Origin of the sequence: Candidatus Acidulodesulfobacterium ferriphilum (genome assembly GCA_004195035.1) — a bacterium.
GTDB classification, from domain to species: domain Bacteria; phylum SZUA-79; class SZUA-79; order Acidulodesulfobacterales; family Acidulodesulfobacteraceae; genus Acidulodesulfobacterium; species Acidulodesulfobacterium ferriphilum.
This window is the reverse complement of record SGBD01000003.1, coordinates 110,236-131,032: the sequence shown is the minus strand read 5'-3', so window position 1 is coordinate 131,032 and position 20,797 is coordinate 110,236. Positions and strand designations below refer to the sequence as shown.

Genomic DNA, 20,797 nt, shown 5'->3' with positions numbered 1-20,797 from the left:
ATATTTTAAAACCCTTTCTAATTTGCGTTTTAAGCCCTTGTTTGAAAGGTGTTAATAGTTTTATACCCGCCGTTAAGATGAATTTATGCCTTTTTGCCGATTCAGGTATGTTTCAAATTCTTCGTAGCTTTTAGCCGGCGTTACCGTCATATCCTTCGTTATATCATTAGTCCTAAATGCTATCCTGCCGCCGATATTTGAAATTTCTGTTATCTTTTCCCCTTGAAACACGGAAAAGCCCTTATATTTATCGTTAAGCCTTTCGATGTCCGCTTTTATGCTGGCAAGATTTCTTGTTTCCTGCGGCAATTCGGAATATGTCCCACGTTCAAGGGTTTTAATTAAAAGCCCTGCCGGATTTCTTATTGCCTGTCCGGCAAATGTCTTTTCGATATACTTCGCGGCAATTACTGCCTTTTCGCCGTTTTTCTGTAAAAGGTTTTCGATAATTGCCGGTTCGGTATTTTGAAAAGTTTTTGTTTTTTTGATTTCATCACACACGCTTTCTTTTTCTTCTTTCTTTGTGTGTGTGTTTTTATTCTTATTTATATTCTTCTTATTCGGGTGCAAATTTTGCACTGGGGGTAGTGCAAAATTTGCACTAGGGTAGTCAAAATTTTTGACTACCTCTTCATCTATATTATTATTCATAATCTTTTCTAATAAATCATTTAAGGGCTTGAAACTGTAGAAATTATTTTTTTGAGAAATTCTTTTTATTTCTAAATATCCTTTATTTTCGAGGGTTTTAATAATATAGATGACGCCTCGATGAGATAGACCAGATATTTTTTGAAGTGTTTTTAAGGACGGAAAGCTATAATTTCTTTGGTATGCGAACATCCGAATAATTATCAATAAAGCAAGCTCATTACCGGATAATTGAAGTTTTGACATATTCAGGACAAGCACGTTAGGAACTTGAACATAACCGTATTTTTGGTCAAAATCTAATATGTCGGTTTTGTCTGTCATAGCTTTAAAAACTCCATTTTAGCAGTTTCATAGTTTTCGTCCGGACGAATAACTTTAAAAAAATATATCCGCTGGTTTATGCGCCGTTCTATTAACAATTTCTTTTCGATTAATTTTTTGATTAGTCCACTAACCTTATCTGTGCCACAGTTCCCAAGCTTTGCTAATTCTGTTATGTTATGCAATATTAACGATTTATCGGATATAGCCCACAACATCACATATAAGCCTAACTCATCTAAAGATAGTTTTTTGCTTTTAAGTAGTTCGATTATGTCAAAATCAGGCGTTATGTTGGCGTTATTCATTATCATTATTGATACGATTTTTATTAAGTTTATTTAAGATGTCTTTATCCGTAAAAAGATATTTTCTGCCGTTTTTATAACAAGTTATTTTTTTGTTCCGCACCCAACCATAAAGTGTCGTCGGTTTTATTCGTAATTTTTCCGCTGTTTCTCTTAGAGTGTAATAATTTTCAAGTTTTTCGATTTGCATTTTAATATCCTTTAAAATATAATATTTAACAATAAATAAACTATAATGTTATAAATTATATAACATTAGTTATTAATATTAATTATGCCAATAAAATTTAACATTGTCAATAAAATAATTTAAAAAAACAAAAAATATGACAAAACTTATTGCCTTAGAGCAAATAGATAAAGATATTATCGATTATATTAAGCGAGCAAGAATAAAAAAAGGCATAACACAGGTTCAACTTGCAGAAATGGCTAATATTACTCGTTCATTAATAGGGCTTGCTGAATCTTATCAGCAAAAATATAGCAATTCAACTATAAAAAAAATATTTAAAGCATTAGAGATAAAAATATCTAAAGAGAAAGAATTAATTGGAAAAGTTTTAACCCCCGAAATTGATTTATTCCCGGAAACTCCGCCAAAATATAAATTAAAACTTTTAATTTCTGACAGGTTTATTGATAATGATAAGGATTTAGATTTCTTGCAATTTAGAAATAAAGGAAATTTACTTGTTGATGAAAGGAAATTTTACGACCCTTTTCGTGAAGATTTTAAAACTAACGGTCATAATTATTACGCCGTAGTTATAAATGACGATTCCTTAATTCCTACCGCTTTTGCAGGCGATTATTTAATTATTAGGTATTTAGATAATTTTGATTATTCTGATTTTTTCATAAAAGAAGTTAGAAAAGGACATCAAATTCCAAAAAAATTGTTTATTCTTGAAAAACCTAATAATGATAAGTTAGTCAGATATATTGAAATAATCCACGATTATACTTATAAAAAAAATCTTTTTTATGCTTTCTTATATGTAAATGAAAACTATGAAACCGCTAAATATATAAGGTTAGTATATGATGATTTTTATTTTAAAAAAGAGGATATTAGAATTATTGGCGAAGTTATCGCCGCAATTAAACCAAGACCTACAGTTAAAAATTTTGATAATGATTAATCTTTTCAGTTTTTTGCTTTTGCTCCCCCCTTTTATAAAAAAAAGATTTTTTCCGCCGCCGATTCCGCTGGATTTAAAAGGTTTATCAACCTTATTTAATAGTATGCTTTATCGCTGTAAAATAAGGCGTAGCAGGCAATTTTAGACAATCCAATAGCGGCTTTTTGCTGTTGGATTGTCGTTAATAAATTGTCTGTTGATTAACCGGCAGGCTTTAGCCTGTTTAAATCCTGCCAGAGCTTTAAAAGGTATCTTTAGTCCATACAGGACGATTACCGCTTTTTATAATCAAATCTACCCTTTAAGAACCGCCGCATTTATGATTTAAGCCCCGATAAACTTAAAACAGGTAATTTACTATTAACCAAAAATCAAACGGCTTAAAATCGATTATAGGGATTTTAAAGGTGTTCGAGGTGTCCGCCGGGCGGACAGTAAAAAAGAAAAATTGCAAAAAGTTAATAGTTTATGTAAACTTAAGATATATATTTAAATAAATTTAAAAAAGGGGTTAAAATGTTTACTGCTATAATTAAAAAATCTGGTCCCTGGTGGATAGGTTGGATAGAAGAAATCCCGGGCGTAAACTGCCAAGAAAAAACTAAAGAAGAACTTTTAGTATCTTTAAAATCAGCCCTTAAAGAGGCTCTGGAAATTTACCGCGGCGAAGCTATTAAAGAAGCCGGCAATGGCTATGAAACGGAACTTATAGCCATATGAAACGGAAGCAGCTTATAAAACACTTAAAGACTAACGGCTGCGAATTTGAACGTGAAGGCGGTAATCATTCATGGTGGTTTAATCGTTCTTTAAATAAACATTCTACTGTTCCAAGACATAACGAGATAGACGATAATCTTGCCCGTAAAATATGCAAAGATTTAGGTATTTCACTTCCTTGAATAAGAATTAATCTCGATTTAAAAAACCGGTAAAGTTTCGGTAAAGTTTTTTCTAAAAAACGGTATAAAAGAGGATAATTTAAGGTAAAATATAAAAATCCGAAAAGTAAGCGTCTGTCTGCCGTTGCCTGTTATTACTATGTTAATTAAATTTAATTGGATTTACTCTTAATCAGTAGGTCCCCGGTTCGATCCCGGGACAGCCCACCACGTAAAATCAACGGCTTTAAAGTTTGTTGATTTTTTCTTCATTATCCACTGCAACGATTTTGCAACGCTCGTCTAAAATCTCGAAGGCTTTTGATATGGGATGGTGAATTAAATCGGTCATAAATAATGCCATACATTGTGCTAACAAGACTAATCGATAATTGCGTTTATATTCATAATTAAAGACGCTCTTGATATTTAATATAAAGTTTGACTCTAAATTATTATTGGTATATAATACCAATAATGAAAGCAAAATTAATAAAACATATAAAAATCAGGGAAGACAGCGGCAATATTATAGAAATCAAGTTATGGCAGGTGCCGGTTTCGGCGGACAAACCTCACGGTTACAAATATTCCCTCGTTTATATAGTAAAGGGAGAGCGGGTTATAGGTTATGACAATGCCGAAGGCAAAGGCGATCATAAGCACAACCGAAAGAGTATGGAATACTATAAATTTAAAACTATTAGGCGGCTTATCGGGGATTTTATGAAAGATATCAATGTCTATAAAAATAAAAAAAGAGGTTAATATTATGAAAGTTAAGAAGATTAAAATAGGAATAAAAAGCGTTAAATCAGTTCTGGAAGATTTTGCAAGCGCGGCCGAAGCTATCGAAAAAGGGGAAAGGGTTAGAAGCGAAAAGGCAATTTATTTTGAAAGCATAGAAGGGTTCAGAAAAGCGCTTACGGTAAAAAGGCTTGAACTGCTCCATATAATAAAGGAAAAACATCCCGAAAGCATTAACGAACTTGCAAGGTTTGCCGGCAGGGATATAAAAAGCATTGCGACGGACGTTAAAATACTTGAGAGCCTTGGCCTTATCGATATGAAAAAGACGGCGGAAGGCGGCAATAAATCGATGCCCACCGTTGAATACGGCAAAATAGGATTAGAAATAGCGGTTTAAAAAAAATAAAAAGAATTCAAGTCTTTTGTCTCAAAATCGTCCCATAGCATTTTTTACAATGGTAAATACTCAACAATATCAATAGCTTGCGTTATTAGATAAGTTGCATCTTAATCAGTATGTTCCCTGTTCGATACCGGGACAGCCCACCATATTTTACAAGGCTTTCATAACTCCAATATTTTTTAGATTTCTTGCATCATGAAGGAATTGTGAATTTTTAAATCAGTGGAAATTACTTTTTCATCAAGTATATCTACCACTTTTTTATGTGCGTCGGCGACAAGTGAGCATGTCTTAAAGTCATCTTAATGCCTTTGTATCCAGTTAGCTTTTTTAACGATCGTTAAATCCGCCCTTTCATAGCAAGCAGGCTTGTTTGCGTATTCCGTTTTAATCTAACACTAGGATCGGCAATTAATTCCTTATTTTCTTTAATGTTTTTTCGCCTATCATTTCCTCTTTCTCAGGGACATAGCTGAAGCTGGCCGAGACCCGCTTCAGCATAACGGTAAAAACAATCAATATCAGCGAAGGGGCTTACCGCTCATATCCAGAGCACCCTGGCGGCTAGCCGGAACGACAGCCTTAAGATGCTTCAAGAATTGCGACCGCTGCCACTGCCGCCGCTTCAGGATTTCATTAACAAGGTAAGGATTCTCCTGAAATACCTTCTGTATTAGTATTTTTGGCATCGGCGCTCCCCTCTTTAAAGAGGGATGAAAAGGAAAGGGCGGGGAAGGAGCGCATGGATCCCTGAACAGCAAGGTGGAGAAGTTGTTGTCCTGATAAGGATATAGCGTGATGAGATTATTTTTGAAGTTATCAGCGCAATTCGAATATGAGGGGGTGGGAATCGATGAAGGAGATAGTATTAAAATATAATAATTGGAATCGGCCACTTCGGTCTGGAAGGTAATCGCTTGTTCAACGCTAAGCGTGGTGGAATTGTAATAGTTCATCTGAGCGCCAGAGCTGTTACTAGTGCCCAGTATATTGACCGTGGTCCCTCCTACGCTAACCCCGGCGCTGACGGATTTATATGTGCCCGTTAAATTAATATCCCAGTCCGAGGCGTTCTTGTTGGTGTTGGCGACCGTTACCCCTGTTACAATGCCGGTCTGATTACCTGCTGTGCCGCTCACCTCCGTGCTGTTCTTAATTTCAGTCCCACAGAACTGGCTTGTTATATTATAAGGACCGCAGTTTTTCGTTGGTATGTTTTGAGGGATGGTGAAACGGTTCGGATTAGACGATGTAGGCGAGGACGAGGGGTCGAAGGATTGGCCGGTTGGATAAAATGGATCCAACGACAGAAGAGATAAAGCTTGCGGCCCCGTCAGGTACATAGGTTTAGGAGGGTTAGCAACAATAAATCCGGCTTGGCAGGGGTTTATTGTTTGTGGTGTTCCATCTAAGCCGGTTATAGTTATGGAAGTTTCCCCTGCGGCACAGGCCGCTAATTCGGCTACAGTAATGCTGGCTAAATCCGGGTAGCCGGTTACAGGGAGAAACCTGGTGACGCTATTCCCGTTGTCGTCGTACACGGCATAGGGCTGATCAATATCTAATTCAAATACGTCATTCCAGAATGCCTCTTTGAAATAATTACCCGGTATGTAGCCTTCGGAATAAATCTTATTTCCATTTGTCGATGCAGCTTTAATATAGTCTGTATCCGCCGTAGAAGTTCCCTGGGAAGTACCACTGGAGTTACTACTTGAATTACAATTGAGGTCGCTATTCTTAAACCCTCCTCCAACCCCGAATATTCCAAGATTGAAGTCAAGATTTGTGCCGGTACATGTCCCTGTCACGCTGCCTGACGCATTGCTTACACCGCCGTTCTCGCCAATCTGAAATTGGGTGCCTTCGGTCATCGTATCGGAGTAATTTAAGTAACTCTTGCTGCCCGGCGGCATGTATTCGATAGCGTACGGAACCGCCGCCAACTGCACTACAGCTATCGGCTCAACCTGCACCGCAAACGGCTCGCTGAACACGCTATAATTAAAGTTGTGATTTCCAGAATGGTAACCGTAGTCAATGATATTACAAATAGTTTTTCTACCTCCAGGGGTGTTGGTTTTCACGCAATGCTGCCCAGCTATTATCCGTCCTTTGTTCCACGCAACTCCCGTGTCGAAGTTATATCCTTGCTGATTATTGAGGCTTGTCCAGTATCCTTTCTTCTTCTTATTCCCCTCATGCCAGACGGCTTCCGGCCATGGTCTGGTATCGCCCTCATAGCCCGTGATAACCACCCTTAAGTAGTTGAGAGCGGCGGCATGCAACAAATCAACCGGTATTTCCAGAGTTTGACTGACCGCCCCCCTTTGACTGGCCTGATTGCCGGAGTTAATAATATCATTCCCTAAACAAGTCTTGTCTCCATTGCCGCAACTCGTAGCTGACGATCCATAGAGGTAAGTAGTCTGAGCGTTAAGGGGCACCCAATACCCCATTTGCCCATCCGGCCCATTTGTGCATGTCTGTCCTTGCGGACAAGTTGTAATATTTTGTGGTATAGAGGGAGAGGGCCCGGGCTGAAGCGACGGGATGACGTCTATAAACTCCTGTATAGTAACCACGTAATTGCCCTTGTTGCCAAGTAACCACGGATCGTTTTCTTTTGTTGAATTAAGACTATAATAACCCATTAAATATGAATGTCCTGTAGAATGTATACCCATATAGTCATTATAGCAATTTTGAGTTTGAGTAAGGCAGGTGTCGTCCGTAAAGCTCACCTGTACAGGAACGGTCGTGTTTAAGTCGTATGCGGTCAGAACGTTTACATTGCTACCATTGCTTAATGGGGGTGGAGTTGTTACCTGTATATTCTTCAGGCTCCCTGCGTTCACTGTCCCAAGCGACAAACATGTCCCAAAGGAGGCGCTTAAATCCCCCGGCAGTAGAGCTATACTTTGGTACTGCGAGTTCAGCGGCAATAAGTGATTTGAATCCATGCCCTGACAAACCACGCTACCCCACAAATTAGAGGGTTGCGTCGTCTGTGCAAATACCGGACCGGTCAAGTTGAAAGACACCACCGGCCCGTTAATGGATGTCCCATTAAATTGCAGCGGCGACTGACCCTGACCGGACGAAGCGCAGCCCGATAAAATAAATGGGGTAGCGGTAAAAGTAATCAGCAGCGCAATTAATAAATAAATCTTGCGTAAGCGTTTTAAATTCAATTTAAATCTCATACATACCCCCGTAAATAATTTAATGCCACTTTAATACCGGTACGTGGTTATTTATAAATTTAAACATCATCAATTAATACATATAAATATAGGTATAATTATATAATTATTATTTTAGCCTTATATAATCTATGTTAAATTATACCCGCCCCCTAAAAATAGTCAAGTTGAAATAAATTTATTGTCAAGGCAAAGTAGAAATGTCCGCTTTTGGTTAAATTGTCAACGGCAATCTAAAAGTGCACCACATCGGCGGAGTAAAAATGCACCAGAAATAATGGTGTCGAAATAATGGAAATAATGGGAAATAATGGTGTTAGATTTATTTATTCTCTTACTCCCGCCTGTATTTGCGTGGAAGTGATAGGGGTAAACCGGCAATCGAAAAAGTCGGGTATAATGTTTTCGTCATGTTTATACATATCGTTCCTTATATAGAATGACCGTGATCTGGAATTTTAGCCTTTCTTTTTAATATTTATTTTTTCGTTAATAAATGTCTTTACCTTTTCGGCAATTGATACGGCTGTTTTTTCATCTTCTAATGTTATGGTTTTAGAGAGAAATGGATATCTTGAATTTACGGCGAAGTTAGATAAAATTTCAGGATTGATTTTAAATAAGGTTATTGAAACTTGGATCTATTTTTTCGCAATCGTTAATTAATTTTCCAATATTATGAATTTTATTTTTATTAGCTTCGTTAATTTCAATGTCGTTGAACACTAAGTATGCTTTAAGATATTTCTCTACTCCCTGCTGCATGAGAAAACATACTGTAGTTTTAAATTCATCGGGATTATTTTTAAAAAGCTGTTTTCCCGCATTTAAACTCTCGTCGGCATATTTAATCCGCTCATTAACGGTTTCCTCATTCATACGGCCTCTCCATATTTAAGAGCGTAGCAAGTGATATTTCCGACGTTATTATTTTTTTTAAGTTCGCCTGAAGAAGTTATTATTATATCGTTATCTATATTTAATTTATTCATTCTTCTATTGAAAGCTACAAATAATTTATTTTCAACATCATGAGGTATATTTTGCTTTAATATAATAAATAAATCATAATCGCTGTATTCCTTATAATCCCCTCTTGCTCTGGAACCGAATAAAATTATCCTGTCAACCTGATAGCCGGCTTTTTCAACTTCTTCCGTAATAATTTTTTTTGCAATATCAACGTTTTTGTCTGCTATCTTTTCCATAAAATTATTATATCATATTTTTAATTTACGAAATATTCGTTTAAGTCCTGTGTGAGCTTTTTTTGTAATAAGACCATAACCGGCATAAAAATTCTATAGCAACAGAAAAAGGTACCGGATGCGTATTTCGGTTTAACTGGACGCCTTGTTCGTTTTTAACTGGACAGGTTAGAAATATAATTTTAAAATATAAATTAAAGCTTTAGGAAATTACAATGCCTAAATACGAAATAATAATATACTGGAGCGAAGAAGACGGCAGTTTTATCGCCGAGGTTCCCGAACTGCACGGATTCATAGCGGACGGCAAGACTTACGAAGAAGCCGTTAAAAATATCCATGTAATTATTGACGAATGGATAGAAACCGCCAAAGAATTCGGCAGAGAAATACCTCTTCCGAAGGGCAGGCTGATGTATGCTTAAATTTAATTTTCATAAAATCTTATGTGCTTTGAAGTGAAGCAATACGAGGTAATTTAGGGCTCAAGAAACCGTTTAAAATTTCATGTTAGTCTTGCCCGATATAATCTAACCAATCTTAATACAATGGTGTATAAAACCATTAACCTAAAATCAAACGGCTTAAAATTGATTATAGGGATTTTAAAGGTGTTCGAGGTGTCCGCCCGGCGGACAGTAAAAATTAAATTTGAATTTCTAAATACAGGACAGAAAATATCTATATACTTATAAATTCTTCCCAAGTAATCTTTGCCTGCTTTAAAATACTATGCAATGTGCCTTTGGCTATTTCTTTATGTAATGGAACGACGCAACCTATATCACCGTTATCGGTATGTTTTTTTAATACGACGTGGCTTCCACGCTGGCGGTCTCTAAAAAATCCAAGTTTTGAAAGTTTATTTATGACATCTTCGCCGGATAAATTTAACGACTTAGGCATTAACCGCAACCTCAAAAGTAGTAGTTAACGGCTTTGATATTTCTTCCGAAAGCGGAAATTCTTCAAGATATAATTCTGTTGCTTCTTTGAGATTTGCAACGGCTTCTTCTATCGAATAGCCCTGACTTACAGTAGAAACTTCCGGACAATCGGCAACATAAATATTACCTTCTTTGTGTATAACTGCCGTAAAAACTTTTGTAAACATTGTAAACCTCTCTTGAAATAAGAAATTATTTTAATAAATATTATATCACATCTTTTAAATTTGCGGTAAAATTTCGGTAAAGATTTTTCTAAAAAATGCTATAAAAGAGGATAATTTAAGGTAAAATATAAAAATCAGAAAAGTAAGCGTCTGCCTGCCGTTGCTTGTTATTACTATGTTAATTAAATTTAATTGGATTTACTCTTAATCAGTATGTCAGCGGTTCGATCCTGGGACAGCCCACCGGTAAAATCAAGGGTTTTCTGATTTTAAAATTTTAGAGTTTTGTCCAACTATCATAAAACTGTGCGCGGGCAAGACAAAAACGAGACAAAAGATATAGGATTATCAAGGCTTACCTCGCCGTCTTGTCCCGTCTTGTGCCGTCTTGTCACGTCTTGCCGTTTTTTAAAAACTTTTTATATTAATCTCGAAAAACTCAAAAAAGACAAAAAGGTTTCAACTCCGGATTATGCCTCGCCGGAATAATCAATTATACTATACGGTATCTCCGCATGTGGTAAGAATAATTAGGCGATTGGCCGTCATCACGACATCGGCGGAGGGGCTCTTTTAATTCACCTGGATGATTGATAAATATCATCTATGGTCAGTTTTATGCCCTTGCTGCCAAAAAAAATAATAAGCCTTAAGGCTATACCGAGGGGTGGTCTTCGCCTGCCTGTTTCGATGTAAGATATAGCCGTTTTGCTTATACCGAGTTCTTTTGCCAGTGAAGTCTGTGAGAATCCGATACTCTGCCTTAATTCTTTCAAGCCCACATCCGCTCCATAATTTAAACAATATGTTTATCTAAATAATACTATTGTTTTTGTAAAAGTCAACTATATTTTCGCAATTACAAATATGCCAAATATTAATTAAACAAATGTGTTTGTATTATCTTATATAAAAAAATAAAATCTAAAAATGAAAATTCGCAAAAATAAAAATAAATTAGTAAAATCTGTCGGGCTTAAAATAAAGGAAAGAAGAAAACAATTAGGGTTAAGCCAGCTTGAACTTGCTAACGAGATAGAAACAACCTCGGGATATATTTCTATGATTGAACGGGAGGTTAGATTCCCTGATACCCGGTTATTAATTAAACTTGCGGATGTTTTAAAAGTTCCGGTATCATATTTTTTCGGCGATAATTCGGATAATATTTACGAAAAATATAATGCTTTGCCTGCCGCGGACAAAAAGAAAATTATGGAACTAATAGACATGCTTTATAACGAGAGCTATTTCCATAAAGTCGCCTCCGAAGCCGATTCTAACCATTTCCCGCTAAACTCGATCAAAAGAGCCAGATTTATGTGGCAAAAAGCATGCGATTATGCTCTCGATAACGGGGAAAGATTTACTGTCTTGGGCTTTAACGGCATTTTAGAATCAAACGATGCAATCGATAAATATATAAGGAAAGAAATTGAAGAGGAAACCCTCTGGAATGAGTTCACAGGCTTCATTTCCAAATGGCGCAGTAAAATACAAAAAGACGCCGGAAAAATTAACAAAAATAAAAAATAAAAATAAAACAATTATGAACTTAACTAAAATCATTAATGGTCTTGAGATTAGAATTAAAGGTTTCAATAAAATAAGAATGCTGCCCGAAGATTTACTCAAAACTGCCGAGGATGCAGGTATAATTACCGTAATCGACGAAACTATTCCCTACTCGAAGAGTTTTGTTTTAAACAAACACAGGTATATTTATTATAACCCCGACAAGGAAGAAAATATTTTCACCCTGTTTTTAGGGCACGAGTTGGGACATTTCCTGCTGGACCACCATAATTTGAATCCGCTTTATCAATCCCCATTTTCATTATTTCATGAAACGGAACTTGAAAGGGAAGCAAATGTGATAGCCTTTTTATTCTGGTATCCGACTATATTTATCGAAAGAAAACTGAAAAAATACGGAAGGCTTGAGGCAAACATGTTTTTTAACGAATTTCAGATAGAAAGCATAAAAACAGAGCTTCTAACGCACCTTATAAATACGAGGCTTAAAATTTATGAAGATTATTGCAGCTTAAATAAATACCTTAAATAAATGCCGCAAAATCAGCCTTATTTTGCCTTGATATGTTTTATTTTGGTAGATAGGTACGGAACATACTTACCAGTATAAAAAGTAACTAATTAATAAGGATAAGCGGTTTCTAAAGGAAAAATAAAATGTGGGCACAAAATTAGGCATAGTCATAAAATTTGATTTTTTTATGCATCTTGAAAGGCTTGAAAAATGGTCGGGGCGAGAGGATTTGAACCTCCGACACCCTGCTCCCAAAGCAGAGTATAGCTCTTTTTAACTTATTGATTTTATTAATTAATTTATATTCTAAAAAATTACATGTATGCGTTTTTGTATTTTTAATGCCGTCCCGGCTTCGGAATATTAATTGATAATATAAGTATATCATATGGCCGCCAAAAAGAAAAATCGGACTATGCGACCAACGGGAGCAGGCACATGGAAGGACTGGCACGGTTTCTAAGACATTCCCGATTTTGCTTAAGGGAGTTTGAGGGAATAGCTTTTGTCGTCAAAAGCGAGTTCCCTCAATGTAGTTATTTAAGAGTTTATGGGCAGGATTCTTTTTTAGCTTTATCGCTCATATACGAAAAAATATAATCTCTAAGACATTTATTGTCGTCTCCCATTTCCTTGCGATCGTCTCTTATTTCTTTTCTAATACTATCTATTTCCGCTTTTAAGTCTTGTTTTAAGTCTTTAATTCTAATGTTTATTTGAATAAAAAAGGCGATAATAACGCCTGCGGCAGTTAAAACTATTACTATGACGGTAGTCATACTCATAATCCCTCCAATATTTATTATAAATTAATCTTATAAAAAATCAATGTGAATTTGCGCACATTGCCAGAATCCCGTATTTGCCCTTTTAAGCCCTCCGATTGTTCAAAAATTTCTCTTGACAACCTTTTTTATTTATGAGATATTATAATTAATATTTATATTATCGTTAATTATAACGACTATCGGCAATGCCGTTTTCAGTTCGGAGTTATGAAAACGTTATCTTTATGATAATCAGCTTACGCCGAAAACTTTTACTCCGCTTGTATTTATATTAGAACATAAATTTTATCTTTATTTCTTGATAAAATTTATCGTTTATTTCACGGATGGTTTCGTCTCATAATCAATAAAAATTATCTTATCTTTTATAGGCAAATTCTGCCTAAATTACCTTAAAACTATCATAGAGAATTTATTATCTATTACCTTATTTTGTGACGAAACAGTTTCGCCACAAAACTCCCCTGTCCAAAACCCTGACAGATTAGTTTTTGCGCCGTAAGGCTTGCGCTCTTTTTGCCGCTCTTTTTTCGTAGAAAAAAACAGGCAAAAACAGCAAGACTGAAGCCAGCAAAAACCACCTTAAAAAACTAAACGAGCTTAAGTATTTTTTTTTGAGCAGAAGCGAAAATAAAAAATACTGAAGCGAGTTTATAAAAACAAGATAAAACCTACTTTCAAAGAGATATTAAAAAAAATGACGGTATTTTCAACGTCTATAATTTTATTTTTGACAGAAATAAAATTGAACCAGAATGTCATCATATCAGGGAGTCCGTCCCCTATTATCCATACCGTAAGAACGCTAATACCTGTAAAAGGTATTTTTTTAATAGCGCAAACTTGGATAAACGGACAGCAAATAGTTATGCGGACACTATAAAAGTCTGCTGGGTTACAAGATTCCCGTAAAAAAATCTGTCCGAGTTTAAACTCAACCTTCGGTTTATAGGATTTAAAATAAACCAACCACCTTTACCGGCCAAGGCAAAAAGACCGTCGGAAGAGTTTTGCCTAAAATAGACACACCCCCCAAGGGGAAAAGAAGGAGAAAAAAATGAGTCTAAAAAATTCAATGGTATGGTACGCAAGCAAAATTAACACGAGACTAAATGATGATTTTCACAAACTTAGCGATAAAACTTCTTTTAATATTCGAGACGAAGCAGTATTAATCGCTAAAGATTTCAAAGAAATGGGCTACAAAGTCAACACAAAATTTCAAAGCCCTTCGCAGATCGCAAAAACTGATATGCTAAATTTGGTTGAATATTGGAAAACTGCGAAAGCCTACGATATAGGAACAATGCAAAACAAAATGACGGCCTTACGGCACATCATGAAAGAAGCCGGCAACACTCTTTATAAAATTAATAACGGCGAGTTAGGTATCGGTTCGGGCAGGGATATTCTAAATACTTCAAATTCAGACAAGTCTTACTCTCTCTCAGAAAAAGCAAAAGATTACATCGGTAATAGACCCATAGAAGTTCAAGCGTCAGTCAAACTAATGGAAAGCTATGGCTTTCGCAAAGACGAAGCCCTAAAAGCAACATGGGCAATGGTTCACGGACGGGATATTACTAAAAATGGCAAAATTTACCTTATGCCGGCGTGGACTAAAAATGGCAATTATCGGGAGTTCGAAATGCATGACGGCGGCGCGACGGTAAAAGAAGTAAAAGAACTAGTTAAAGATTATAAAATTACCGGCAATATTCAACAGACAAGGGGTTTGATAGATAGAACATTTACATCTCTTAAAAAAATAGACGGAGATCAGGCACATCCCCACGGTTTAAGACATGAATATGCGCACTTTAGATACTATAAAATAACGGGCATGACCGCCCCTGCCGCAGGTGGTATAAAATATGCCAAAATGGACGCAAATCAAAAAGAATTGTATCATAATGCCTGTAAAACAATAGCTCCAGAGCTGGGACACACACGAGAAACTATTTCTCGTGCCTACATTGGTAAATAAAAAAATACATAAAATTTTCAGTACGTGAAAAAAAACCATATATATAGTATGAAACTTAATTTTAGAATTTGGCGTTATTGATGTTGCTGATAATTGTTGCATGTTGAGTAGCGGGGGGTCATCCCCCCCCCCAAAAAAAAAAGTAAAAATTCACGGAATAGGGGGTATTAAAATTATGAATAAAACAAGATTTTCAAAGCTTCAAAAATGGATTCTTACAACTTGTTACAAAAAGACAATTCTATATGATAACTCTAATTTAACAATCCTGAATAACTGGGCCTGGCGCAAAGATAAATTGCAAGACAAAACAAATTTCTACTGGCAATATCTGTTTCGACAGGAAATTCTATTAGATTTTTTCGGGTGTAAAACTAATCCTGTTTGCTGTTCTATTTATAGATTTAAAGGAGATGTTAATAAATATCAAGTCGCCACAGGCCGCTCTTTACGGGATTTAGAAATAACCGGATATATAGAAACATACGAAGGCGAACATTCGTTCTGGCATGGTATTCAATTAACCGATAAAGGAATAGAAAAAGCTAAAGATATTCTAAATGCTAACAGTTTGGACAATTTGTCCAAAGTATTAACAATAAGCAATTCTGAATGTTAATACTCGGGAAAAATTTCTCAACTATTAACAATAAGGAGTATATGATAGAAAAATCACTTGAGCAATTAAAATTATATCCGCCTGATACAGTATTTACGGTAAAAGCTAAAAATTTCTCGACCGGCGAGATTAAAATTTTAAAAGACCAGACGGCCGAAACCTATCCAAAGTCGTTATCTTACTTAAAATATCTTAATGCCGCCGGCTTCAATATCTTTCTTTCCCCCGCCATAGGCAAGGGGAGCGTGTATGTATTGCTTGACGATATTTCTCAAGCGGTAATAGATAAGTTAAATCAGAACGGTTTTGGACCTTATTATTTTTTAGAAACGTCACATGTGAACTTTCAGGCTATTATAAAATTATCCGATAACCAAATTGATAAGAACCTGCAAACTTTTATATCAAGGCGACTTACAGAATTTTACGGCGGAGATCCCAACTCTACCGATATATCGCATTTTTTCAGACTTGCAGGCTTCACGAACCGGAAATTGAAATATTTAAATGGCGGATTATATCCATTTGTTAAGTTAAATATCGGGATTAATAAAGTATGTTCTAAAGGCAAGAATATATAGACAGAATTATGCAAGGTATCGAAAACGGTTTAATAGAATTACCTGAAAGACATATAGCCACACCCCCCGCCTTACAGGCAGGGAGAAAAAAGGCGGGTAATACCGGTTGCTACAAATATATTAAAAAAGTCTATGATGGCGGCAATACAAGCGATATATCCGCCATTGATTTCAAAGCCGCCAAATATGCAATCTTGAAAGGATTTAATCCCAATGACATCAAAAAAGCAATTATGCAATATAGCCCGGATATTGTGATAAGAAAAAAAGGGCATATCGAGGATTATCTCTCAAGAACGCTGAAAAATGCTTCTGCTCGGCTTTAAAATTCTTTTAAATTTGACCGTATAGGCTCGGAACGGAGCCTATACCTATAACGCCATACCGATAACGACGACTATGTCGGGCTGTAAACTGATAAGCATCATAAGGCGCACGCAGGGCTTTCCGAAACCTGCATATTGGGCGCTATCGAAAATTACAAGATATGCTCCGGTAATGTATCAAGGGTTAAAAATACCAATATGGCGGGCTGGAATAACTTGCCAAACGGTATTAAACCTGTTATAAATAATGTAATAGCGGAAGCAAGACAATACGGCAAAGCGACCGCTAATTATTACGGATATAAGGTAATAGCAAAGACGGGGGCTTACGTCGGGACGGTATTCGTATATGTGCTGAATGGAATAAAGTTAGAGGCGATATACGGGGACGGGCGTTTATAAAGCCAAAGGCTTTATGGCTGCCGGAGTGGGTTTTAAAGATTTTTAAATTTGTAGATAAATAAAATAATACTTAATTTAATTTGTCATACAATAATGAAAAATATAAGAAATAAAATGTAAAATTTTTATAAAAGGCGGGATTTAGAGTATAGCCAGAAAAAACTCATTTGAAAACATTATAATAATGATTTTTGGCTATTAAAATATTTTAAGTTTATCGGCAAAAAATTGATAAAATAATAATCATAAAAGCTGGAGGCAAGACAAATATTGAGTCAAAATAAGGAATAATAACTAATTTTAGTAAAATAAAAAAATCTTTAGGAGGACGTTTAATGAAAACCTACAAATTATTTTTTATTTTAGCGGCATTAGTAATTTTTATCCCCATTTCCCTTTCTTCGTGTTCCAAAAATTCTAATTCCAATAAGAACGCAAATCAACCTAATACTTTAACGAAAACTAAAGTCAAAACCTCCGGCCGGTTAAAGCTGTTTAACGTGTCTTTGCTGAATCCGGATAGAAAAACTCTTGAGAACGCAATTAAAAAAGCGGGACTTACTCCTATTAACGCAGGTTCTAATTATTTCTGCGACAGCTATAAAGTAAACGGCCAACTTGCCGGAGCCTCCAAACTCTACGTCTGTTATACCCAAAACAACAGGTTTGCAAACGCCCAATACGTTTTTCCTGCTTTTATGAATACCAAACTTGTTAAACGCGTAATAACCATGGTATCCGATAAATACGGCAAGCCTGAGAGCATAAACGGAAATTATAATCTCGGAGACGTAACGGCATACTGGTATTTCGGCTCTAACGAAGAGATTAAAATATTTAGAGGCTGGCCTTCCACATCCGTTTATCTTAATCTGAGAAATATTCCAAACTACCGCAGGTTTCTTTATGAACTGCATAAACAGAAAGAAAATAAAATAGCTAAAAAAGCAAAATCGCAGAGCGGCGCATTTTAAATAAATATGGAGGAACTATGTTGAAAAAAATCTTATTTTTATCCCTACTTATTTTATTAACCTTTTCGGTTAAATCTTATGCATCTCCTTATTCCGTAAACGAGTGTTTCGACCATATAAGCGCTCAGGCTTTTAAAACGGCAAGGTCTTGGGGAATAAGGGCGGTAGATAACCATCCTAAAAGTTTTTACGCGCATTTATGTCTCGGAGAAGCAGATGTTCATCTCGGCTTATACAAACCCGCGCTTTACGATTTTAAGCGGGCTATTCCCCTTGCAAACGATAAAAATAGGCTTGATTTGGTTTATAACTGGATAGGTTTAACGTTTGACTCGGTCGGGGACGAAAAAGACGCCTTAATGTATGATTTCAGGTCGTTAAAACTTGCAAGAGAACTAAATGATACAAGCGGTGAATCTGCCGATATCGGTAATATCGCTTCAATTTATAAAAACGAAGGCAAATATAAAAAAAGCCTGCTTTACGATAAAAAATCTTTGGCACTGCGTCAAACCAAAAAAGGAAAGGCTATAAGTTATAATAATATAGCAATGGTTTATGCCGAAATGAATAATTATCCCGAAGCTATAAGATACGAGGCTAAAGCTCTAAATTTAAATGAAAGTATAGGCGATTATTACGGAACTGCTTCGGATTTTTTAAATCTCGGCTGGCTAAATACATTAGATAAAAATTATATTCCCGCAAAAAAATATATACTAAAAGGTCTTTTAATGGAGAAAAAAATAGGAAATAAAGAGTGGACTGGGGTAGGATATAAATACTTAGGCAGGCTTTATAGGAATAAAGGAAATAACAAGAGGTCTTTGGCGTATTACGAAAAAGCTTATAAAATGTTTATAATAAGCGGGGACAGTTCGGGTGCCCAGCATTGCCTTTCTATGATAAATAAAATAAAAGGCAATATTCAAACTCAGGTTAAAAACAATATTATTTACGCATGTTTTAACGATTTAATAAAACATAGTTACAAACTTGCCTTAATAGCCGGCAAAAGAGCAGTTAATAATTATCCTAAAAGTTTTCATGCCTATTTTTGCTACGGAAGAGCTTTTCATGGTTTAAAGAATTATTCGTCCGCTATTAAAGAGTTCAAAAAAGCGGTTCCTTTTGCGGCAAACAATGCAAATCAGGCGCAAATCTATAACTGGATAGGCGGAGATTATGCCCGTATTAAAAATTATAAGGAAGGGTTATTTTATTTGAACAAGTCTCTAACACTGGCTAAAAAACTTCACAATATCAATGACGAAATTGGCGATTTATGGTTCATCAAAACAATATATTCTAACGAAAAAAATTATAAAAAAGATATATATTATTCAAAGCAATATGCCTCTTTGCTAAAAGACAAAAAGTCTTTATCTCACGAATATAACGTAATAGGCATTTTGTATTTTGACATTTCAAATTATCCTAAATCGATAGATTACGATAAAAAAGCATTTATTATAGACAGCGGCATAAAAAATTACGCAGGGGCTTCAATGAATATTCTAAATGCGGGATACTCTTATATAAAATTAAAAAAATACAATGAAGCAAAAAAATACATAATCAACGGCATGTCTTTAGCTAAAAAAGCGGGCAATAAAAAAGACGTAGATTATGATTTGGCGTACGGTTATCAGAATTTAGGTTATTTATATAAACATTTGAAAAACGATAAAAAATCCGTTATTTATTATTCTAAAGCTTATAATCTATATAAAGACGCAAAGGATGTATCTGGCGCAAAATATTGCCTTTCCTTGGAAAATAAAATAAAAGGCGAAAATAAAGAGACGAATTTGGCTAACTCCGTTTATGCTTATAAATATGTCAATTCTATAATAAATGTTAAAAGGGGAAAGCCTAATTATATAATGATTATATCCAATGGGAATAACCGAATAGTAAAAAAACCTGTAAATCAGATTGAAAAACTTTTTGTTTATGTTGTGAATAGTTCTTTTAACGGCAGATATGTGTCGTATTCGTATAAGCTCACCGACGAGGCAAATGTCGATAAAGCTATCTACGTCGTAAAGAAATTGTTTGCAAAAAACGGTAAAGTGGCGATTTTTGAATGGTTTAATAGATTACATAAAATTCAGCCAGCCTATATAGACATTAAGATAAATGCAAGAGGAAGAAGCACGGATGGGGTTATCAATATTCCTCCAGACGCATTCTGTAATTTTAAAAAAATAACATATTTAGGAACAAATTTAATTAAAAATATAAAATATAATAAAAAATGCGCATCTTTAGAAATAAACGTAATGGGCGGCATACAAATTTTCACGTACCGAAATCAGTCTATATTTACATACGGGAGTAATGGCGTTCTTTTAAATATGTTTGACTCCGGTTTATCGTCGCCTATCTTAATAAATCAAGCGGAAGTTAATAGCTTTATAAAAAAATTAAAAAATTCATTTTAATTAAAATATCTAAATAAGCGATAAGTGTATCTTTTAAACTTAAAATAAATTTTATTTAATGAGGTAAAAAAATGAAAAGAATTATTTTATTTTTAGCTTTATTTGTTCTTGCAATACCTTCTTTAGCATCTGCAAAAGTTGTTTTTAACGTTGGTCATACAAATTCAAAAAATATCCCTGAAAAATCAATAGAACATCAAACGGCATATGAATTATTTCATAATAAAAAACTTACAAATATCCAAAGGGCGGATAATAGCGGTAAAGATTATACTTTTATAATTTCAACAACCGGAAAAAACGCTAACGGCGTTTATTTTGTTACGGCATCGGTATTCGTTACGCATACATATCACGACACGGAGGAGTGGGATGCAATATACGGAGGCACTATCCCAGACAGAAAATTAAAATCAATTTTTAAAAATGACACGCTATCTCAGGCTGAATTACAAGCAAATTATTTTGCTGTCGATAAAGCCATTTCAATTGCCAATAAAGATTATTATATCTGGAAATAATAAATAAAATTTACCAGATTTATTAAGGTAGATTTATTTTTTATATAGTTTAAACATAATGCGGACAAAAGATATATAGAGGTATTACCCATGTCTTTTGTAAAAATAGTTA

27 protein-coding genes are annotated in these 20,797 nt (G+C 35.2%); 17 read left to right on the top strand and 10 right to left on the bottom strand.

Annotated elements, in window-relative coordinates:
* Positions 1-72: 72 nt before the first annotated feature.
* The 3 genes from EVJ47_06575 to EVJ47_06565 are packed head-to-tail and all read right to left on the bottom strand — an operon-like array spanning position 73 to position 1,473.
* Positions 73-975 carry a helix-turn-helix domain-containing protein gene (locus EVJ47_06575; GenBank protein RZD14327.1) on the bottom strand — a complete coding sequence of 301 codons (903 nt, stop codon included), beginning with the start codon at positions 973-975 and terminating at the stop codon, positions 73-75.
* Positions 972-1,283: a hypothetical protein gene (locus tag EVJ47_06570; protein ID RZD14326.1), complete on the bottom strand. Its 312-nt coding sequence runs from the start codon at positions 1,281-1,283 to the stop codon at positions 972-974. Before EVJ47_06570 ends, EVJ47_06575 begins: the two co-directional genes overlap by 4 nt.
* Positions 1,276-1,473: a DNA-binding protein gene (locus EVJ47_06565; protein ID RZD14325.1), complete on the bottom strand. Its 198-nt coding sequence runs from the start codon at positions 1,471-1,473 to the stop codon at positions 1,276-1,278. The genes EVJ47_06570 and EVJ47_06565 overlap by 8 nt, the downstream gene beginning before the upstream one ends.
* A 136-nt stretch (positions 1,474-1,609) precedes the next feature.
* Between EVJ47_06565 and EVJ47_06560 the strand changes: the two genes are divergently transcribed.
* The 5 genes from EVJ47_06560 to EVJ47_06540 all read left to right on the top strand — a co-directional run bounded on the left by EVJ47_06560 (position 1,610) and on the right by EVJ47_06540 (position 4,456).
* A complete protein-coding gene (locus EVJ47_06560) occupies positions 1,610-2,428 on the top strand; it encodes an XRE family transcriptional regulator (GenBank protein RZD14324.1) in 819 nt (272 codons plus the stop codon).
* Positions 2,429-2,944: 516 nt separating this feature from the next.
* Positions 2,945-3,148 (top strand): type II toxin-antitoxin system HicB family antitoxin, encoded by a 204-nt coding sequence (locus tag EVJ47_06555; GenBank protein RZD14323.1) that lies wholly within the window; start codon positions 2,945-2,947, stop codon positions 3,146-3,148.
* Positions 3,145-3,330, top strand: a complete 186-nt coding sequence (locus EVJ47_06550) for a type II toxin-antitoxin system HicA family toxin (GenBank protein ID RZD14322.1) — start codon at positions 3,145-3,147, stop codon at positions 3,328-3,330. The genes EVJ47_06555 and EVJ47_06550 overlap by 4 nt, the downstream gene beginning before the upstream one ends.
* Before the next feature lie 456 nt (positions 3,331-3,786).
* Complete coding sequence (locus EVJ47_06545; protein ID RZD14321.1) at positions 3,787-4,077, top strand: hypothetical protein; 291 nt, start codon at positions 3,787-3,789, stop codon at positions 4,075-4,077.
* 4 nt (positions 4,078-4,081) lie between these two features.
* Positions 4,082-4,456, top strand: a complete 375-nt coding sequence (locus tag EVJ47_06540; GenBank protein ID RZD14320.1) for a hypothetical protein — start codon at positions 4,082-4,084, stop codon at positions 4,454-4,456.
* Positions 4,457-4,983: 527 nt separating this feature from the next.
* On the opposite strand, the gene EVJ47_06535 is transcribed toward EVJ47_06540, so the two are convergent.
* The 3 genes from EVJ47_06535 to EVJ47_06525 form a co-directional block, all read right to left on the bottom strand.
* Positions 4,984-7,668 carry a hypothetical protein gene (locus EVJ47_06535; protein ID RZD14319.1) on the bottom strand — a complete coding sequence of 895 codons (2,685 nt, stop codon included), beginning with the start codon at positions 7,666-7,668 and terminating at the stop codon, positions 4,984-4,986.
* Between the two features lie 615 nt (positions 7,669-8,283).
* A complete protein-coding gene (locus tag EVJ47_06530) occupies positions 8,284-8,547 on the bottom strand; it encodes a HEPN domain-containing protein (protein RZD14318.1) in 264 nt (87 codons plus the stop codon).
* Entirely contained in the window at positions 8,544-8,876 is a 333-nt protein-coding gene (locus tag EVJ47_06525; protein ID RZD14317.1) for a nucleotidyltransferase domain-containing protein, read from the bottom strand. The genes EVJ47_06530 and EVJ47_06525 overlap by 4 nt, the downstream gene beginning before the upstream one ends.
* 215 nt (positions 8,877-9,091) lie before the next feature.
* Here EVJ47_06525 and EVJ47_06520 point away from each other — a divergent pair, with 215 nt between their 5' ends.
* Entirely contained in the window at positions 9,092-9,301 is a 210-nt protein-coding gene (locus EVJ47_06520) for a type II toxin-antitoxin system HicB family antitoxin (GenBank protein RZD14316.1), read from the top strand.
* A 256-nt stretch (positions 9,302-9,557) separates the two neighbouring features.
* On the opposite strand, the gene EVJ47_06515 is transcribed toward EVJ47_06520, so the two are convergent.
* On the bottom strand, positions 9,558-9,782 hold the full coding sequence (locus EVJ47_06515; GenBank protein RZD14315.1) for an addiction module toxin, HicA family: 225 nt from the start codon (positions 9,780-9,782) through the stop codon (positions 9,558-9,560).
* Positions 9,775-9,990 carry a type II toxin-antitoxin system HicB family antitoxin gene (locus tag EVJ47_06510; GenBank protein ID RZD14314.1) on the bottom strand — a complete coding sequence of 72 codons (216 nt, stop codon included), beginning with the start codon at positions 9,988-9,990 and terminating at the stop codon, positions 9,775-9,777. Before EVJ47_06510 ends, EVJ47_06515 begins: the two co-directional genes overlap by 8 nt.
* Before the next feature lie 285 nt (positions 9,991-10,275).
* Between EVJ47_06510 and EVJ47_06505 the strand changes: the two genes are divergently transcribed.
* Positions 10,276-10,479 carry a hypothetical protein gene (locus EVJ47_06505; protein RZD14313.1) on the top strand — a complete coding sequence of 68 codons (204 nt, stop codon included), beginning with the start codon at positions 10,276-10,278 and terminating at the stop codon, positions 10,477-10,479.
* Positions 10,480-10,568: 89 nt separating this feature from the next.
* On the opposite strand, the gene EVJ47_06500 is transcribed toward EVJ47_06505, so the two are convergent.
* On the bottom strand, positions 10,569-10,772 hold the full coding sequence (locus tag EVJ47_06500; GenBank protein ID RZD14312.1) for an XRE family transcriptional regulator: 204 nt from the start codon (positions 10,770-10,772) through the stop codon (positions 10,569-10,571).
* A 148-nt stretch (positions 10,773-10,920) separates the two neighbouring features.
* Between EVJ47_06500 and EVJ47_06495 the strand changes: the two genes are divergently transcribed.
* Positions 10,921-11,526: an XRE family transcriptional regulator gene (locus EVJ47_06495; protein RZD14311.1), complete on the top strand. Its 606-nt coding sequence runs from the start codon at positions 10,921-10,923 to the stop codon at positions 11,524-11,526.
* On the top strand, positions 11,447-12,058 hold the full coding sequence (locus tag EVJ47_06490; protein ID RZD14310.1) for an ImmA/IrrE family metallo-endopeptidase: 612 nt from the start codon (positions 11,447-11,449) through the stop codon (positions 12,056-12,058). Before EVJ47_06495 ends, EVJ47_06490 begins: the two co-directional genes overlap by 80 nt.
* A gap of 530 nt (positions 12,059-12,588) precedes the next feature.
* Here EVJ47_06490 and EVJ47_06485 read toward each other — a convergent pair.
* Complete coding sequence (locus tag EVJ47_06485; GenBank protein RZD14309.1) at positions 12,589-12,825, bottom strand: hypothetical protein; 237 nt, start codon at positions 12,823-12,825, stop codon at positions 12,589-12,591.
* Between the two features lie 1,060 nt (positions 12,826-13,885).
* Between EVJ47_06485 and EVJ47_06480 the strand changes: the two genes are divergently transcribed.
* The 8 genes from EVJ47_06480 to EVJ47_06445 all read left to right on the top strand — a co-directional run bounded on the left by EVJ47_06480 (position 13,886) and on the right by EVJ47_06445 (position 20,685).
* A complete protein-coding gene (locus tag EVJ47_06480; GenBank protein ID RZD14308.1) occupies positions 13,886-14,815 on the top strand; it encodes a hypothetical protein in 930 nt (309 codons plus the stop codon).
* Positions 14,816-14,990: 175 nt separating this feature from the next.
* On the top strand, positions 14,991-15,434 hold the full coding sequence (locus EVJ47_06475; GenBank protein ID RZD14307.1) for a hypothetical protein: 444 nt from the start codon (positions 14,991-14,993) through the stop codon (positions 15,432-15,434).
* Positions 15,428-16,015, top strand: coding sequence for a hypothetical protein (locus EVJ47_06470; GenBank protein RZD14306.1), 588 nt, complete (start codon positions 15,428-15,430; stop codon positions 16,013-16,015). Before EVJ47_06475 ends, EVJ47_06470 begins: the two co-directional genes overlap by 7 nt.
* An 8-nt stretch (positions 16,016-16,023) precedes the next feature.
* Positions 16,024-16,341 carry a hypothetical protein gene (locus EVJ47_06465; protein ID RZD14305.1) on the top strand — a complete coding sequence of 106 codons (318 nt, stop codon included), beginning with the start codon at positions 16,024-16,026 and terminating at the stop codon, positions 16,339-16,341.
* Positions 16,342-16,476: 135 nt separating this feature from the next.
* Positions 16,477-16,743 carry a hypothetical protein gene (locus EVJ47_06460; protein RZD14304.1) on the top strand — a complete coding sequence of 89 codons (267 nt, stop codon included), beginning with the start codon at positions 16,477-16,479 and terminating at the stop codon, positions 16,741-16,743.
* A gap of 335 nt (positions 16,744-17,078) precedes the next feature.
* Complete coding sequence (locus tag EVJ47_06455) at positions 17,079-17,717, top strand: hypothetical protein (GenBank protein ID RZD14303.1); 639 nt, start codon at positions 17,079-17,081, stop codon at positions 17,715-17,717.
* Positions 17,718-17,734: 17 nt separating this feature from the next.
* Entirely contained in the window at positions 17,735-20,164 is a 2,430-nt protein-coding gene (locus EVJ47_06450; GenBank protein RZD14302.1) for a tetratricopeptide repeat protein, read from the top strand.
* A 71-nt stretch (positions 20,165-20,235) separates the two neighbouring features.
* Positions 20,236-20,685: a hypothetical protein gene (locus EVJ47_06445; GenBank protein RZD14301.1), complete on the top strand. Its 450-nt coding sequence runs from the start codon at positions 20,236-20,238 to the stop codon at positions 20,683-20,685.
* Positions 20,686-20,797 lie beyond the last annotated feature (112 nt).